General features: G+C 68.4%; 14 protein-coding genes. 9 read left to right on the top strand and 5 right to left on the bottom strand.

Annotated elements, in window-relative coordinates; genetic code table 11:
* Window positions 1-79 precede the first annotated feature (79 nt).
* On the top strand, window positions 80-961 hold the full coding sequence (locus AB4112_RS13885; RefSeq protein ID WP_441720429.1) for an SDR family oxidoreductase: 882 nt from the start codon (window positions 80-82) through the stop codon (window positions 959-961).
* A 204-nt stretch (window positions 962-1,165) separates the two neighbouring features.
* Window positions 1,166-2,050, top strand: a complete 885-nt coding sequence (locus AB4112_RS13880; RefSeq protein WP_441720427.1) for a TauD/TfdA dioxygenase family protein — start codon at window positions 1,166-1,168, stop codon at window positions 2,048-2,050.
* On the opposite strand, the gene AB4112_RS13875 is transcribed toward AB4112_RS13880, so the two are convergent.
* The 4 genes from AB4112_RS13875 to AB4112_RS13860 form a co-directional block, all read right to left on the bottom strand.
* The gene (locus AB4112_RS13875; RefSeq protein ID WP_309796523.1) at window positions 2,034-2,426 is read right to left on the bottom strand and encodes a RidA family protein; all 393 of its coding nucleotides are present in this window, start codon (window positions 2,424-2,426) and stop codon (window positions 2,034-2,036) included. The genes AB4112_RS13880 and AB4112_RS13875 overlap by 17 nt on opposite strands.
* Before the next feature lie 8 nt (window positions 2,427-2,434).
* The gene (locus AB4112_RS13870) at window positions 2,435-3,256 is read right to left on the bottom strand and encodes a carbohydrate ABC transporter permease (RefSeq protein ID WP_309796521.1); all 822 of its coding nucleotides are present in this window, start codon (window positions 3,254-3,256) and stop codon (window positions 2,435-2,437) included.
* Window positions 3,249-4,142, bottom strand: coding sequence for a carbohydrate ABC transporter permease (locus tag AB4112_RS13865; protein ID WP_309796519.1), 894 nt, complete (start codon window positions 4,140-4,142; stop codon window positions 3,249-3,251). The genes AB4112_RS13870 and AB4112_RS13865 overlap by 8 nt, the downstream gene beginning before the upstream one ends.
* A 143-nt stretch (window positions 4,143-4,285) precedes the next feature.
* Window positions 4,286-5,530 (bottom strand): ABC transporter substrate-binding protein, encoded by a 1,245-nt coding sequence (locus tag AB4112_RS13860; protein WP_309796518.1) that lies wholly within the window; start codon window positions 5,528-5,530, stop codon window positions 4,286-4,288.
* Window positions 5,531-5,870: 340 nt separating this feature from the next.
* Between AB4112_RS13860 and AB4112_RS13855 the strand changes: the two genes are divergently transcribed.
* The 7 genes from AB4112_RS13855 (at window position 5,871) to AB4112_RS13825 (ending at window position 12,284) form a co-directional block, all read left to right on the top strand.
* Window positions 5,871-6,665, top strand: coding sequence for an SDR family oxidoreductase (locus AB4112_RS13855; protein WP_441720423.1), 795 nt, complete (start codon window positions 5,871-5,873; stop codon window positions 6,663-6,665).
* A 38-nt stretch (window positions 6,666-6,703) separates the two neighbouring features.
* Window positions 6,704-7,771, top strand: a complete 1,068-nt coding sequence (locus AB4112_RS13850) for an ABC transporter ATP-binding protein (protein WP_441720421.1) — start codon at window positions 6,704-6,706, stop codon at window positions 7,769-7,771.
* An 11-nt stretch (window positions 7,772-7,782) separates the two neighbouring features.
* Window positions 7,783-9,093 carry an amino acid deaminase gene (locus AB4112_RS13845; protein WP_441720419.1) on the top strand — a complete coding sequence of 437 codons (1,311 nt, stop codon included), beginning with the start codon at window positions 7,783-7,785 and terminating at the stop codon, window positions 9,091-9,093.
* Window positions 9,093-10,037: an SIS domain-containing protein gene (locus AB4112_RS13840; protein WP_441720417.1), complete on the top strand. Its 945-nt coding sequence runs from the start codon at window positions 9,093-9,095 to the stop codon at window positions 10,035-10,037. The genes AB4112_RS13845 and AB4112_RS13840 overlap by 1 nt, the downstream gene beginning before the upstream one ends.
* Window positions 10,030-11,484, top strand: a complete 1,455-nt coding sequence (locus AB4112_RS13835) for an N-acyl-D-amino-acid deacylase family protein (RefSeq protein ID WP_441720415.1) — start codon at window positions 10,030-10,032, stop codon at window positions 11,482-11,484. Before AB4112_RS13840 ends, AB4112_RS13835 begins: the two co-directional genes overlap by 8 nt.
* A gap of 103 nt (window positions 11,485-11,587) precedes the next feature.
* The gene (locus tag AB4112_RS13830; protein WP_441720413.1) at window positions 11,588-11,842 is read left to right on the top strand and encodes a type II toxin-antitoxin system prevent-host-death family antitoxin; all 255 of its coding nucleotides are present in this window, start codon (window positions 11,588-11,590) and stop codon (window positions 11,840-11,842) included.
* 16 nt (window positions 11,843-11,858) lie between these two features.
* The gene (locus AB4112_RS13825) at window positions 11,859-12,284 is read left to right on the top strand and encodes a growth inhibitor PemK (RefSeq protein WP_441720411.1); all 426 of its coding nucleotides are present in this window, start codon (window positions 11,859-11,861) and stop codon (window positions 12,282-12,284) included.
* Window positions 12,285-12,359: 75 nt separating this feature from the next.
* Here AB4112_RS13825 and AB4112_RS13820 read toward each other — a convergent pair whose 3' ends face one another.
* Window positions 12,360-13,829, bottom strand: a complete 1,470-nt coding sequence (locus AB4112_RS13820) for an argininosuccinate lyase (RefSeq protein ID WP_441720409.1) — start codon at window positions 13,827-13,829, stop codon at window positions 12,360-12,362.
* Between the last annotated feature and the right edge of the window lie 329 nt (window positions 13,830-14,158).

Raw genomic sequence — 14,158 nt, 5'->3', positions numbered from 1 at the left:
CGCAGGACGCACCGTCGACGTCCTGGCCGGCACATTGCTATAGCGGTCCCCTCGGATGCAACAGGCGACGCGACACCCCATGGACGAACTGCGACCCGGAAGACTGTTCGTCTTCGGCCTCGGCTACAGCATGACGCGGCTGGCACGGCGCCTGCGCGACCTGGGCTGGCAGGTCGCCGGCACCACCCGCGACTCCGACCGGCTGGCACAGCTGCGGGCCGAAGGCTTCGATGCCCACGCCTTCGGCCCCGGCCAGCCGCTCGATCCCGCCGTGCTGGCCGGGACCACCCATCTGGTGCAGTCGATCTCGCCGGAGGAATCGGGCGACCCGGCGGTGCCGGCGCTGGCGGAGACGCTGAAGGCGCTGCCGGAGCTGCGCTGGGTCGGCTACCTCTCGACCCCCGCCGTCTACGGCGACCGCGACGGCGCCTGGATCGACGAGACCGCCGCCCCCGCCCCCGGCTCACCGCGCGGCTGGAAGCGGCTGGAGGCCGAACGCGCCTGGTTCGCGGCGTTCCAGGACACCGGCGTGCCGGTGCAGGTGTTCCGCCTGGCCGGCATCTACGGGCCCGGGCGCAGCGCCTTCGACCAGCTGCGGCGCGGTCGGGCCCGGCGGATCGACAAGCCGGGCCAGGTGTTCAACCGCATCCATGTCGACGACATCGGCAGCGTCCTGTTGGCCTCGATGCGCCGGCCGCGCGCCGGGGCGGTCTACAACGTTGCCGACGGCCACCCGTCCAGCCCGAACGACCCGATCGAATACGCCTGCCAGCTGCTCGGCATCGACCCGCCGCCGCTGGTGCCGTTCGAGGACTCCGGCCTGTCGCCCCTGGGCCGGGAATTCTACGCCGAGTGCAAACGGCTGACGGTCGACCGGATCCGTGACGAGCTCGGCGTCACGCTGACCTATCCGGGCTATCGGGAAGGCCTGGATGCGATCCGGGCGGAAGAGCAGGCGTAGGTCAGGGCGGGCCCGACTTCGGCCTGTTTCTGTTTGTCATGCCACGGCTTGACCGTGGCATCCAGGGGCGGCCAGAGCGGCTCTTGGTGGCCCCTGGATTGCCCGGTCAAGCCGGGCAATGACAGAAAAAGAGAGCGGACTGCCCGTTCATTCTCATATTGCCGACCCTTCCGACTCACCGAATCGGGTGCCTATACTGCGGCCATGAGCACCCCCCGCGCACGCGTCGAGATCCGGCCGATGGCCGGGTCGCTCGGCGCCGACATCGATCTCGCCGGCCCGGTCGACGACGACAGCTTCGCCGCGATCCGCCAGGCCCTGGATGATTATCTGGTGATCCACCTGCATGGCCTGGAGCTGGCGCCGGAGGATCTGGTGGCGCTGAGCCGGCGCTTCGGGCCGATCAGCCGGGCGCCCTACATCAAGCACATGGACGAGCACCCGGATGTCGTCGCGGTGAAGAAGGCGGCGGACGAGCGCAAGGTCAGCACCTTCGGCAATGCCTGGCATTCGGATTTCAGCTTCCTCGACCAGCCGCCGATGGCCTCGCTGCTCTATGCCAGCCACGTGCCGAGCCATGGCGGCGACACGCTGTTCGCCAACATGCATGCCGCCTATGACGCGCTGTCGGACGGCATGAAGCGGCTGCTCGACGGGCTCGACGCGATGCATTCCGGCAAGCCCTACGGCACCGGCGGCATTCCCGGCAATGTCGCGGTCTCGAAGTCGATCGGCATCGAGCGCAACCGGCCGGAGGCGGATCGCGAGATCCCCCATCCCGTGGTGCGCGTCCATCCCGCCACCGGGCGCAAGGCGCTGTTCATCAATTCGATCTACACCCAGCGCTTCGACGGCATGACGGTGGAGGAGAGCAAGCCGCTGCTCGACTTCCTCTATGCCCACGCCATCCGGCCGGAATTCACCTGCCGGCTGCGCTGGACCGCGCACGACCTGGCGATCTGGGACAACCGCTGCACCCTGCACTATGCCGTCAACGACTATGACGGCCAGGATCGGCTGCTGTACCGCACCATGGTGCAGGGCGAGCGGCCGGTCCCCGTCGCGCCGCGCGTCAGCTCAATGGTTTGAAGGCGATCGCTTCGATCTCGACCTTGCAGTCGATCATCATGTCGGCGCGGACGCAGGACCGCGCCGGCCGGTCGCCGGTGAAATAGCTGTCATAGGTGCGGTTGAAGGCGGCGAAGTCGCGGGTGTCGTCGAGCCAGGCCGTGACCTTGATCACGTCGGCCAGGGTGCAGCCGGCCAGCGCCAGCGCCGCCTCGACATTCTTCATGGTCTGGTGGGTCTGGATCTCGATCCCGCCGGCCACGACCACGCCGTTCTCGTCGAACGGCACCTGGCCCGAGACGTAGACGAAATCCCCGGCCCGCACCGCCTTGGAGAAGGGCAGCTTCTGCCCGCCGGCGCCGGTGACGGTGGTTCCGAAATGCTCACGCTTGCTCATGATGGTTCCTACTTGACGGCGCCGAGGGCGAGCCCCCGCACCAGATAGCGCTGCAGCCAGGCGAACACGATGGCGACGGGAACCGTCGCCAGGAAGGTCGCGGCCATGACATGGTGCCATTCGATCGTATAGCGGCCGGCGACCAGCGAGAAAATCTTGATCGGCAGGGTGTGCGTCTCCGGCGCCCGCAGCAGGCTGAGCGCGACCGCGAATTCGTTCCAGGCGTTGATGAAGGTGAAGATCGCGGTCACCACCACGGCCGGCGCCGCCAGCGGCAGGAACACCCGGACCACGGTGCGGAAGCGCGACGCGCCCTCCAGCCATGCCGCCTCCTCCAGATCCAGCGGGATGGTGGCAAAATAGCTCTGCAGCATCCAGACGGCGAAGGCGATGTTGAAGCCGGCATAGACCAGCACCAGCGAATCGACCGACCCGACGAGGCCGAGCCAGGCGACCAGCCGGAACAGCCCGATGACCAGCACGATCGGCGACAGCATCTGGGTGACCAGCAGGAAGTCGCGGTACAGCCCCTGTCCCGGGAAACGATAGCGCGACATGGCATAGGCGGCGGGGATGCTGACCGCCAGCGCCAGCACGGTCGAGAGGGTGGCGGCGTAGAGGCTGTTCAGCAGGGCGGTGCCGAAATCGGTCGCCTGCCACATCGTGACGAAATTCTCCCAGGCGATGCGGCTGGGCAGCCAGGACGGGTCGGCGGACAGCACCTCCGCCGCCGGCTTCAGCGCGGTCGCGATCATCACCGCGAAGGGGAACAGCACCACGACGACCAGCGGCGACAGCGCCAGCCAGCAGAGAAGGCTCCGCCTAAGCATCGCGTTCGCCCCTCATCGCCATGCGCAGATAGATCAGGGTGAAGACCAGCAGGATGGCGAACATGATCAGCGAGATCGACGCCGCCTCGCCCATCTTCCCCAGCGTGAAGGCCAGCTTGTAGAGGTAGGTGACCAGGATCTGGGTCGAATCCGACGGGCCGCCCCCGGTCAGCACCCAGATGATCGGGAAGGAGTTGAAGACGTAGATGATGTTCAGCACCACCGCCATGTTGATGAAGGGGCGCATCAGCGGCAGGGTCAGGGTGCTGAACTGCTGCCAGGTCGAGGCGCCGTCGGCCGACGCGGCCTCGTAGATGTCGGTCGGGATCGCCGACAGCCCGCCGAGGAAGATCGTCACCGTGAACGGCACGGACACGAGAATCCCGATCAGGATCTGCACCGGGAAGGCGGTGGCGGCCGAGGCCAGCCACACCACCTTCTGGTCGATCAGGCCGAGATCCTGCAGCGTCAGGTTCAAGAGGCCGGATTCGCCGTTCAGCGCCCAGCGCCAGACGATCGCCATCATGGTCAGCGACACCGACCAGGGCAGCATCACGATCACCCGCGCCGCGCCGCGGCCGTAAAAGTCCTGGTTCAGGATCAGCGCCACCGGCACCGACACCAGCACCGTGCCGAACACCACCGACCCGGTCCACACCAGGGTCCGCCACAGCGTGCCGAGGAACAGCGGGTCGGCCAGGACATTGCCGAGATTGATCAGCCCGGTGAAGTCGCGCAGCTGGCCGAAGCGGTTGACCTGATGCGTGGCGACGGTCAGCAGGTCCCAGACCGGATAGGCGATGATGAACGCCGCCAGCCCGAAGCTGGGCAGGATCAGCAGGATCGGCGTCAGGCCGGGCAGCCGCGTGGCCAGCGGGGCGGTCATGGGTGACGGAATACCTCTAAATCCTGGAGCCCGTCCCTCTCCTGTCATTGCCGGGTTTGACCCGGCAATCCAGAAAATGTCGACAGTCTCTGGATGCCCGGGTCAAGCGCGGGCATGACAGGAAAAGGGAAAACGAGAAGGGCCTACTTCGCCCCCAGCACGCCGTTGGCCTGGTCGGCGGCGGCCTTCAGCGCCTCCTCCGGCTTGGCCTCGCCGAGATAGATCTTCTGCATCGCCCGGCCGGTGGCGTCGGCGATCTCCTCCCACCCGGCGATGGTCGGCGCGAACTTGGCGCTCGGCAGCATGGCGGTGAAGACCTTGAGGTTCGGGTCGTCGGCGAAGTACGGCAGTTTGGCCACCGCCTGGTTCTCGGTCAGGAAGCCCTCATTGACCGTGAACTTCTCGCGCCAGTCGTTCTGGAACAGGAAGTCGAGGAACTTCCACGCCTCGTCCTTCACCTTGGAATTGTCGAACATCACGATCGAATCGGTGACGGCATAGGTGGCCGAGGTGGTGCCCTTCGGCACCGGTGCGACGCCGTATTGAAGGTTCGGCGCCTCGGTCTTGATCTGGCTGGCCAGGAACGGGGCGGTGAACATCATGCCGATGCGGCCCTGCTTGAACAGGTTCTGCACGTCCTCGCGGTTGTAGGCGGTGACGCCCGGCTCGGTCAGCCCGTCGTCGATCATCTGCTTGTACAGGGTCGCGGCCTTGACCGCGGCCGGGCTGTCGACGCCGCTCTTGCCGTCGGCGCCGACGATGTCGCCGCCGAAGCTCCACATCGCATAGTAGAAATAGACGTCGGTCTCGATCTCCTTGCCCTGCAGGCCGAAGCCATAGGTGTCCTTGAGACCCAGCGCCTTGATCTTCGTCGCGTCGGCGACCAGCTCGTCCCAGGTCGCGGGCGGCGCGGCGATGCCGGCCTTCTCGAACAGCTCCTTGTTGTAATACATGGCGCGGGCGGAGGACGCGATCGGAAGGCCGTAGGTCTTGCCGTCCAGCACGCCGGGCGCGAAGAAGGTCGGGATGAACCGCGCCTTGAAGGCATCGTTCATATAGCTGTCGAGCGGCGTGACCACGCCCTGCTGCACGAAATCGACCAGCCAGCGGGTGCCGATGATGGCGAGGTCGGCATTGGCGTTGCCGGAGATGTCGGTGGTCAGCTTCTGCTGCAGCACATCCCAGGGCACGACCTCGATCTTGATGTCGGTGCCGGGGTTGGCGGCCTCGAACGCCTTGGCGGCGTCCTCGAAATAGGGACCGGTCTTCGAGCTGTATTCGGCGACGGTCACCCGCACCTCGGCGGCCAGGGCCGGGGCGGCGACGGCCAAGGCCGCCAGGATGGACGCGCCCGCGCCGAGGAGCACGGACCGGAGCGCATGCTGCATGAAGAGCCTCCTGTTTCGGCGGCGCCACGGCCGCACGATCGCACTTGGGAACCGCCCTCCGGGGTGAGGCCGGCATGGGGCGGCCGCGACCGGCTTTTCGCCGGAACCGTCCCTGGATGTAACTCTCTTACAATCATCGTTGGGACGCAATTCGGAAGTGGCTGCGCGATCGCCTTGTTCATTATTCGGCGATGAGCCTGGAATTTTCGCAGCACCTGCCTGTGCGGCGCACCACGGCCCATGCTGCAGCGCACGCGGATGACACCCGTCTTGTAAGTTTCAAACAGTGCGATACCATCGCGCCGCCACCCCACGCCGCCACCGCCGGAAAGACCTCGAGATGACCCGCTTTGCCGACCGGACCGTCCTCGTCACCGGCGCTCTGGGCGGCATCGGCGGCGCCATCGTCGACCAGTTCGCCAAGGCCGGCGCGATGCTGATCCTGTCCGACCGCGATGCGGCGGCGCTGGACGCGCGGGTCGCGGCACTGGCCGAGGCGGGTATCAAGGCCGCTGCCGCGCCGGCCGACCTGCGCGACGCCGCGGAGACCCGGGCGGCGATCGAGGCGGCCGTTGCCAGGACCGGCCCGGTCGACATCGTGGTCAACAACGCCGGCGGCGGCGACCGCGGCACCCTGGCCTCGACCACCATCGACAGCTGGCATGCCGACATCGAGCTGAACCTGGACGGCCCCTACCACGTCATCGCCGCGGTGATCGACGGCATGAAGGCCCAGGCCCGCGGCAGCATCGTCAACATCAGCAGCGTCAACGCCCTGCTGGCGCTGGGCCACCCGGCCTACAGCGCGGCCAAGGCCGGTCTGATCAGCTACACCAAGGCCCTGGCGGTGGAGTACGGGCCCTTCGGCATCCGCGCCAATGTGATCTGCCCGGGCACGGTGCGCACCCCGATCTGGCAGGCGCGGATCGACAAGAAGCCGGAGATCTTCGAGTCCCTGCGCAAATGGTATCCGCTGCAACGGGTGGCCGAACCCTCCGACATCGCCAAGGCCGTGGCCTTCCTGGCCTCGGACGATCTGGCCGGCTTCATCACCGGGGCGATGCTGCCGGTCGATGGCGGGCTGACCGCCGGCAACCGGGTGATGGCGGGCGAACTGACGCTGGAAGAGTTCTAATAGGGGGAAGAGTTCTGATGCGGGAGGAGTTCTGAACCATGGCGACGGTCGGCCTGCGCGGGGTGGTGAAGCGCTACGGCGAGGCGCAGGTGGTCCATGGCGTCGACCTCGACATCGCCGATGGCGAATTCGTCGTCCTGGTCGGCCCGTCCGGCTGCGGCAAGTCCACCCTGCTGCGCATGATCGCGGGGCTGGAGACCATCTCCGGCGGCGAGTTGACGATCGCCGGCACCCGCGCCAACGAGGTGCCGCCGCAGAAGCGGAACATCGCCATGGTGTTCCAGTCCTACGCCCTATACCCGCACATGACCGCCCGGCAGAACATCGCCTATGGCCCGAAGCTGCGCGGCGAACCGAAGCCGGAGATCGAGGCCAAGGTCGGCAAGGCGGCCGGGATCCTCAACCTGTTCGACTATCTCGAACGGCTGCCGAAGCAGCTGTCCGGCGGCCAGCGCCAGCGCGTCGCCATGGGCCGGGCCATCGTGCGCGACCCCGCCGTGTTCCTGTTCGACGAGCCGCTGTCCAACCTCGACGCCAAGCTGCGGGTGCAGATGCGCACCGAGATCAAGGCGCTGCACCGCCGGCTGGGCACCACCATCGTCTACGTCACCCACGACCAAATCGAGGCGATGACCCTGGCCGACCGCATCGTGGTGATGAATGGCGGACGGATCGAGCAGCAGGGCGTGCCGCTCGACCTCTACGACCTGCCGGCCAATGTCTTCGTCGCCGGCTTCCTCGGCTCGCCGGCGATGAGCTTCCTGCCCGGGCGCTACCGGCGCGACAGCGGCGGCGCGGTGGTCGAGTCGCCGGACGGCACCCGCCTGCCCGCCCCCGACCGCCCGGCTGAGCACGACCAGCCGGTGCTGCTCGGCGTCCGGCCGGAGCATTTCAGCCTGGCCGAGGACGGCAACGGCGTGCCGGTGACCATCGACCTGGTCGAGCCCACCGGGGCCGAGACCCATCTCTACGGCAGCCTGGCCGGCACCCGCGTCGCCGCGGTGATCCACGGCCGCCGCCGGGTGGTGCCGGGCGACGTCGTGCCCCTCACCCCCCTCATCACCCACACCCACCTGTTCGATGCCGCCTCCGGCCGGCGGTTGTGAAGGACCCGACGATGCAAGCCTCCGTCCTCGCCCTCGACCCGATCCTCGACTCAGCCATCGACGGCGCCACCAAGGGCCTGCCGCCCGGGCTGCAGCCGATCCCGTTCCGCGCCGTCGGCGACCAGGGCTGGAACGCGCTGGCCGGCGACCTGCCCTTCCCCCAGGCGGTGCTGAAGCGGTCGGTGATCGAGCGCAACGCCCGCTGGATGCGCGACATCCTGGCCGAGACCGGGGTCGCCCTGGCGCCGCACGGCAAGACGACGATGAGCCCGCAGCTGTTCGACCTGCAGCTCGCCAACGGCTCCTGGGGCATCACCGTCGCCACCGCCCAGCAGTTCGAGGTGTGCCGCCGCTTCGGGGTCAAGCGGATCCTGGTGGCCAACCAGCTGGTCGACGCGGCGGCGATGCGGTCGGTGCTGGCGGCCCTGGCCGCCGACCCGGCGCTCGAGGCCTTCTGCCTGGTCGATTCCGTCGCCGGGGTCGAGCGGCTGGCCGAGGCCGCCCGCGTGACGCCGCCGGGCCGGCCGCTGGGCCTGCTGGTCGAGCTCGGCATGGTAGGCCGCCGCACCGGCTGCCGCACGGCCGCCGAGGCTCTGGAAGTGGCCCGCGCCACCGCCGGCCGCCCGGGCCTCGCTTTGCGCGGGGTCGAGGGCTATGAGGGCCTGGTGGTGACCCAGGACGCGGCGGCCGACGAGATCGCCGTGGCCGCCTTCCTGGACGACCTCGCGGCCGTGGCGGCGGAGGTCGACCGGGCCGGGCTGTTCGCCAACGGCACGGTGCTGCTCAGCGCCGGCGGCTCCGCCTATTACGACATCGTCGCCCGCAAGCTCTCCGAAGTCCGGCTGTCGCGCCAAGTCCAGGTGGTGATCCGCAGCGGCTGCTACCTGACCCATGATTCCGGCCAGTACACCCGGCTGTTCGAGCATGTCGTCCGCCGCATCCCGGCCGATTGGCGCCGGCATGGCGATCTGGAGCCGGCGCTGGAGGTCTGGTCCGCGGTGCAGTCGCGGCCGGAACCCGGCCTCGCGATCCTGACCATGGGCAAGCGCGACTGCTCCTACGACATCGACCTGCCGATCCCGACGCTGTGGCGCCCCGCCGGCTCCACCGCCGCGCCGCAGCGCGTGCCGGCCGGCGCCGTGATCACCGGGCTGAACGACCAGCACGCCTATCTCAAGCTGCCCGAGGGCTTCGACCCGCAAGTCGGCGACCTGATCGGCTGCGGCATCTCCCACCCCTGCACCACCTTCGACAAATGGCAGGTGATGATGGTGGTGGAGGACGACTACCGCGTCTCGGGCGCGATCCGGACCTTCTTCTGATGGCCTATGTGGTCGACATCGTCTCGCGCCTCCGCCGCATGGAGGCGTCGCTGCGGCCCTCGGAGCAGAGGGTGGCGGAGGCGGTGCTGGCCGACCCCGGTGGGGCCACCCATGCCAGCATCGCCGAGCTGGCACGGCGGGCGCAGGTCAGCGAGCCCTCGGTCACCCGCTTCTGCCGGGCGCTGGGCTGCGACAGCGTGCGCGACTTCAAGGTCAAGCTGGCGCAGAACCTCGCCGTCGCCAGCCCCTATCTGCAGCGCCGGCCGCAGGAAGGCGCGCCGGACGACGTTGCCCAGCTGGCCGATCGGGTGCTGGACAGCGTCATCGAGGCGGTGACGGTGGTGCGCGACCAGCTTGACCCCCAGCCGCTGCGCCAGGCGATCGACGGCATCGCCAAGGCCCGGCGGCTGGACATCTACGGCATCGGCGGTGGGTCGCACGCGGTCGGCCACGACGCCTATCTCCGGTTCTTCCGGCTCGACCTGCCGACCGACTTCCATGCCGACACCCAGCTGCAGCGCATGTCGGCGGCGACGCTGGGGCCCGGCGACTGCGTGCTGGCGGTGTGCAATTCCGGCCGCTTCCGCGACCTGGTCGAAAGCGTCGAGATCGCCCGGCACTACGGCGCCACCACCATCGCCCTGACCCGGCCGGACACGCCGCTGGCCCGGGCGGCGGAGATCCTGCTGGCGGTGGCGCCGCCGGAGGACAGCGACATCTTCAAGCCGACCGCGTCGCGCCTGGCCCATATGGCGGTGATCGACGTGGTCGCGACCGGCGTTGCCATGCGGCGCGGCCCGGCTGCGCTGGAGAGCCTGCGCCGCATCAAATACACCCTCAGCCAGATCCCCACCCTCGACGAGCCGGCTGGCGCGGCGATGCGCCCGCCGCCGCGTCCTCCCGCCGCTGCCCGGCGTCCTGCCCCAGGGAAGTCCCATGCCTGACCGTGCCCCTTACGACCTCCTGCTCCGCAACGGCACCGTGATCGACGGCTCCGGCGCCCCCCGCGTGCAGGCCGATGTCGCCATCCTGGGCGACCGCATCGCCGCCGTGGCGCCGACCGGCAGCATCGCCGCCAGCCGGGCGCGGGAGAGCATCGACGTCGCCGGCCGCATCGTCGCGCCGGGCTTCATCGACGTGCACACCCATGACGACCGGGCGGTGATCGACGGCCCGGACATGCTGCCGAAGATCAGCCAGGGCGTGACCACGGCGGTGGTCGGCAATTGCGGCATCAGCCTGTCGCCGCTGACCCTGACCGGCGCGCCGCCGCCGCCGCTGAACCTGCTGGGCGACCAGTCGGCCTATGAGTTCGCGAGCTTCGCCGAATACCGCGCCCGGCTGGGCGAGGTGGTGCCGGGCATCAACGTCGCGGCGCTGATCGGCCATTCCTCGCTGCGCATCGGCACCATGCCGGATCTCGACCGCAAGGCCAGCACGCCGGAAATCGACGCCATGCGGCGCCTGCTGGCCGACAGCCTGGACGCGGGCGCGATCGGCTTCTCCACCGGCCTCTACTACAAGCCCAACGCCGCGGCGGATGCCGACGAGGTGGTGGCGCTGGCGGAACTTCTGGCCGACCGCGGCGGCGTCTACGCCACCCATATGCGCAATGAGCACGACAAGGTACTGGATTCGCTGGAGGAAAGCTTCAGCACCGCCCGCCGCGCCAAGGTGCCGGTGGTGATCTCGCACCACAAATGCGCCGGACCGCACAACTGGGGCCGCAGCCGCGAGACCCTGCCGGTGATCGAGGCGGCCAGCAAAAACCAGCCGGTCGGCCTCGACGCCTATCCCTACACCGCGGGCTCGACGGTGCTGGACCCCGACCATGTCACCGGCGACATCCGCATCATGGTGGCGTGGTCGAAGGCGAAGCCGGAGGTGGCGGGCCGCGACCTCGCCGACATCGCCCGGGAATGGGGCTGCACCGAGAAGGAGGCGGCGGTGCGGCTGCACCCGGCCGGCGCCATCTACTTCCAGATGGATGAGGCCGATGTCCGTCGCATCCTGTCCTTCCCGCTGACCATGATCGGGTCGGACGGCCTGCCGCATGACAGCCACCCCCATCCGCGGCTGTGGGGCACCTTCCCGCGCGTGCTGGGCCATTACAGCCGCGACCTCGGCCTGTTCCCGCTGGAGACGGCGGTGCACAAGATGACCGGCCTGTCGGCGATGCGCTTCGCCCTGCACGACCGCGGCCTGGTGCGCGAGGGCCACGCCGCCGACCTGGTGGTGTTCGACGCCCACAGCATCGCCGACGCCGCCACCTTCGAAGCGCCGAAGACCCCGTCGAAGGGCCTGGATTTCGTGCTGGTCAACGGCCGGATGTCCTGGCGCCACGGCGAAGCCGATGTGGATCGGGCGGGGCGGCTGCTGGTGAGGGCATAGCCCTAACGCAAAGCCGGTCCGGCCGGGCTCCGGACCGGCTGTTGCCAGAGATACGCATTATACGTATAATTTGGACTTCATACTGCAAACAGGATGCTCGCTCATGCCCAAGGTCGGGGCTCTCGAATTCCAGCGCAAGTTCGGCGAGTTTCAGCATCAGGCGCAACGCGAGCCGGTCGAGATCACCCGCCACGGCCGGCGTGAATTCGTGCTGATGTCGGCCGAGCACTACGACTGGCTGAGGGCGGCTGCCCAGCGGACTCATCGTACGGCGGATGCGCCCGATGTGGTCATCGACGCCGTGGAGCGGGCCGAAATGGATCCTGAACACGACGCGCTGGATGAGCTGCTGAAGTAAGAGCCGAGAACGGCCTGTGTCGTTCCCCGAACCGAAGCCCGGCCTTATCGTCCGTTACGACTATCTGTGGACGCACGAGGCTGAACGTGGACAGGACCAAGGTAAGGACCGCCCGACCTGTCTCGTGGCAGCGAGCGACAGCGCCACGCGTCCTCGCTATGTCGTGCTGCTGCCGATCACGCACACACCGCCCTCGGGTGATACGATCGGGATCGAGATCCCCACGAAGGTCAAGCAGGCGATCGGCCTCGACGACGTGCCCAGTTGGGTGATCGTGTCGGAGCACAACATCGACGAATGGCCCAATGGCGGCCTTTCGCCAGTGCCGGGCAAGGCCGGTGTCTTCGCCTACGGCTTCATCCCGCCGGGACTATTTGCTCGCGTCAAAGCGGAGTTCCTCGAGTTGGCACGACGGAAAAAGACCGGCGGCGTACGCCGCTGACACGATAGTCGGCAAGCCGCGGATCATCAGGGGACCGGGACGCTCGCACAGGGCGGCGTCCCGATCCCCTGCCCGTCACCGCATCAGCTTGGCGAAATCCCCGTCGAGCCGGGCCAGGGCGGCATCGATGACGCCGCGCCGCTCCTTGATCCAGGCATCCTGGTCCGCGAGCTGGGCTCTGGCCTTGGCGATCATGCGCTCCATTTCCGCGGGCTGCGGCCCGCCGGTCGTGGCACGCGCCTTCACGATCGCCACCGGATCGAGGGCGGCGCGGAACTCCGCTTCGGCCATCGGCAGCGCCTGCGGATACTTCGTGCCGGCCACGGCCTCGGCGTAGATGCGCTGGGCCTCGGCATAGGGGAAATCCAGCGGCTTGATACCGTTCTGCTTGGCGTAGTCCACCAGCTCCGACGCGAAGTGATGGCCCTCGCGGAAGGGCACGCTGTATTTCCGCATCAGGATGTCGGCCAGCTCCTGCGAGGCCGTCCAGTCGCTGTTCAGCTCCTCCAGCGCCCGGTCGCGGTTGATCACCAGAGCCTTCAGCACGCGGTCGAGATCCTTCAGCGTCTTGATGCCGGCGGCGACCATCGCCGTGTTCTGGTCGACATCCTTCGGGTCCGACATGCCCGGCGTGATGTTGTGGGTCTGGATGACCGGCCCGAGCGCCAGCGTGATCGCCGTCGAGGCATCGCTACGGGTCGAGTTGAGGAGGCCCGGATTGCGCTTCTGCGGCATCGCGCTCGACACATAGGTGTTGCCGCCGCCCTCCTCCAGCAGGATCCAGGGCCGCGACCCGGCATATTGCGTCATGATGTCTTCGACGAAATTGCCGGTGTGCAGCGCGATCGCCGTGACCACCGCCCCGACCTCGACCGGTTCATCCATCGAGGAGATCTGGGACGCGTCATAGGCGTTGTCGACCAGCTGCGCGAAGCCGAGATAATCGGCCATGCGCTGGCGGTTCAGCGGCCAGCCGGTGCCGTTGAGCACCGTCGTGCCCATCGCGGACCGGTCGATGCGCGCATAGGCCTGGCGGATACGCTCGGCGTCGCGCGCCAGCCCGGCGGCATGGCCGAGCAGGTAGTGGCCGAAGCTGTTCGGCTGCGCGGCGACGCCGTTGGTGTAGTTGGGCACGACGGTGTCGGCGTGCTTGGCCGCCAGGTCGACCAGCGTCGTGGCCGTGAGGTTGAGCTGTTCGGCCAGGTCCAGCATATCGTCGCGCAGGATCGCCGCGCGGTAGGTCGCGTGCATGTCCTGGCTGGAGCGCCCGGCGTGCAGCAGCGTCACATCCATGCCGCCGGCTTCGATCAGCAGCGGCTCGAAGGTGATCACGCTGCTGGGCCGCTTGGCACCCTTCTTGTCTCCGTCCGCGATGACCTTGGCGAGGGCCGCCGCGATTCCGGGCGTCAGCTGCTTGTCGAGCAGGCCCTCGTCGGTGTTGATGACGGCGGTCGCCTTGTTGATTTCCCCGAGCCAGAAGAATTCGTCGCGGTCGGCGGCAAAGACGCCGGCCGGCCACAGCGATGCCGCGGCGAGGAGGGACATCAGCAGGCCGCGATGGAGCGACCGCCCGAGCCGTGAACGCCTCTCCGAATCTGCCGGCAACCTGATTGCGTCGGTCATGGCGTGCTCCCCCCTTTGTGGAATTGGAGATTCTATCTGACGGATAGCATTTCCGCCGCAGCGAGGTCCGGACGAGAAGAAGACGATTGTCTTCATCCGGTGTCGAGCCACCGCAAGCCGTCGCCCTTCACCACCGTGATCTCGCCCTTTTGGTGGACCGGGCGGCGTGCTCCATCACCGCGGCCGGATCGATAACGGTCAACAGCCGCTGTGACCTTCCGCAACGGCTCAGGCCGGCCCGCCGGCATCGG

The sequence above is a fragment of the Inquilinus sp. 2KB_23 genome (assembly GCF_052115705.1).
GTDB lineage: Bacteria > Pseudomonadota > Alphaproteobacteria > DSM-16000 > Inquilinaceae > Inquilinus > Inquilinus ginsengisoli_A.
This window is presented reverse-complemented; position numbering and strand designations above follow the sequence as displayed.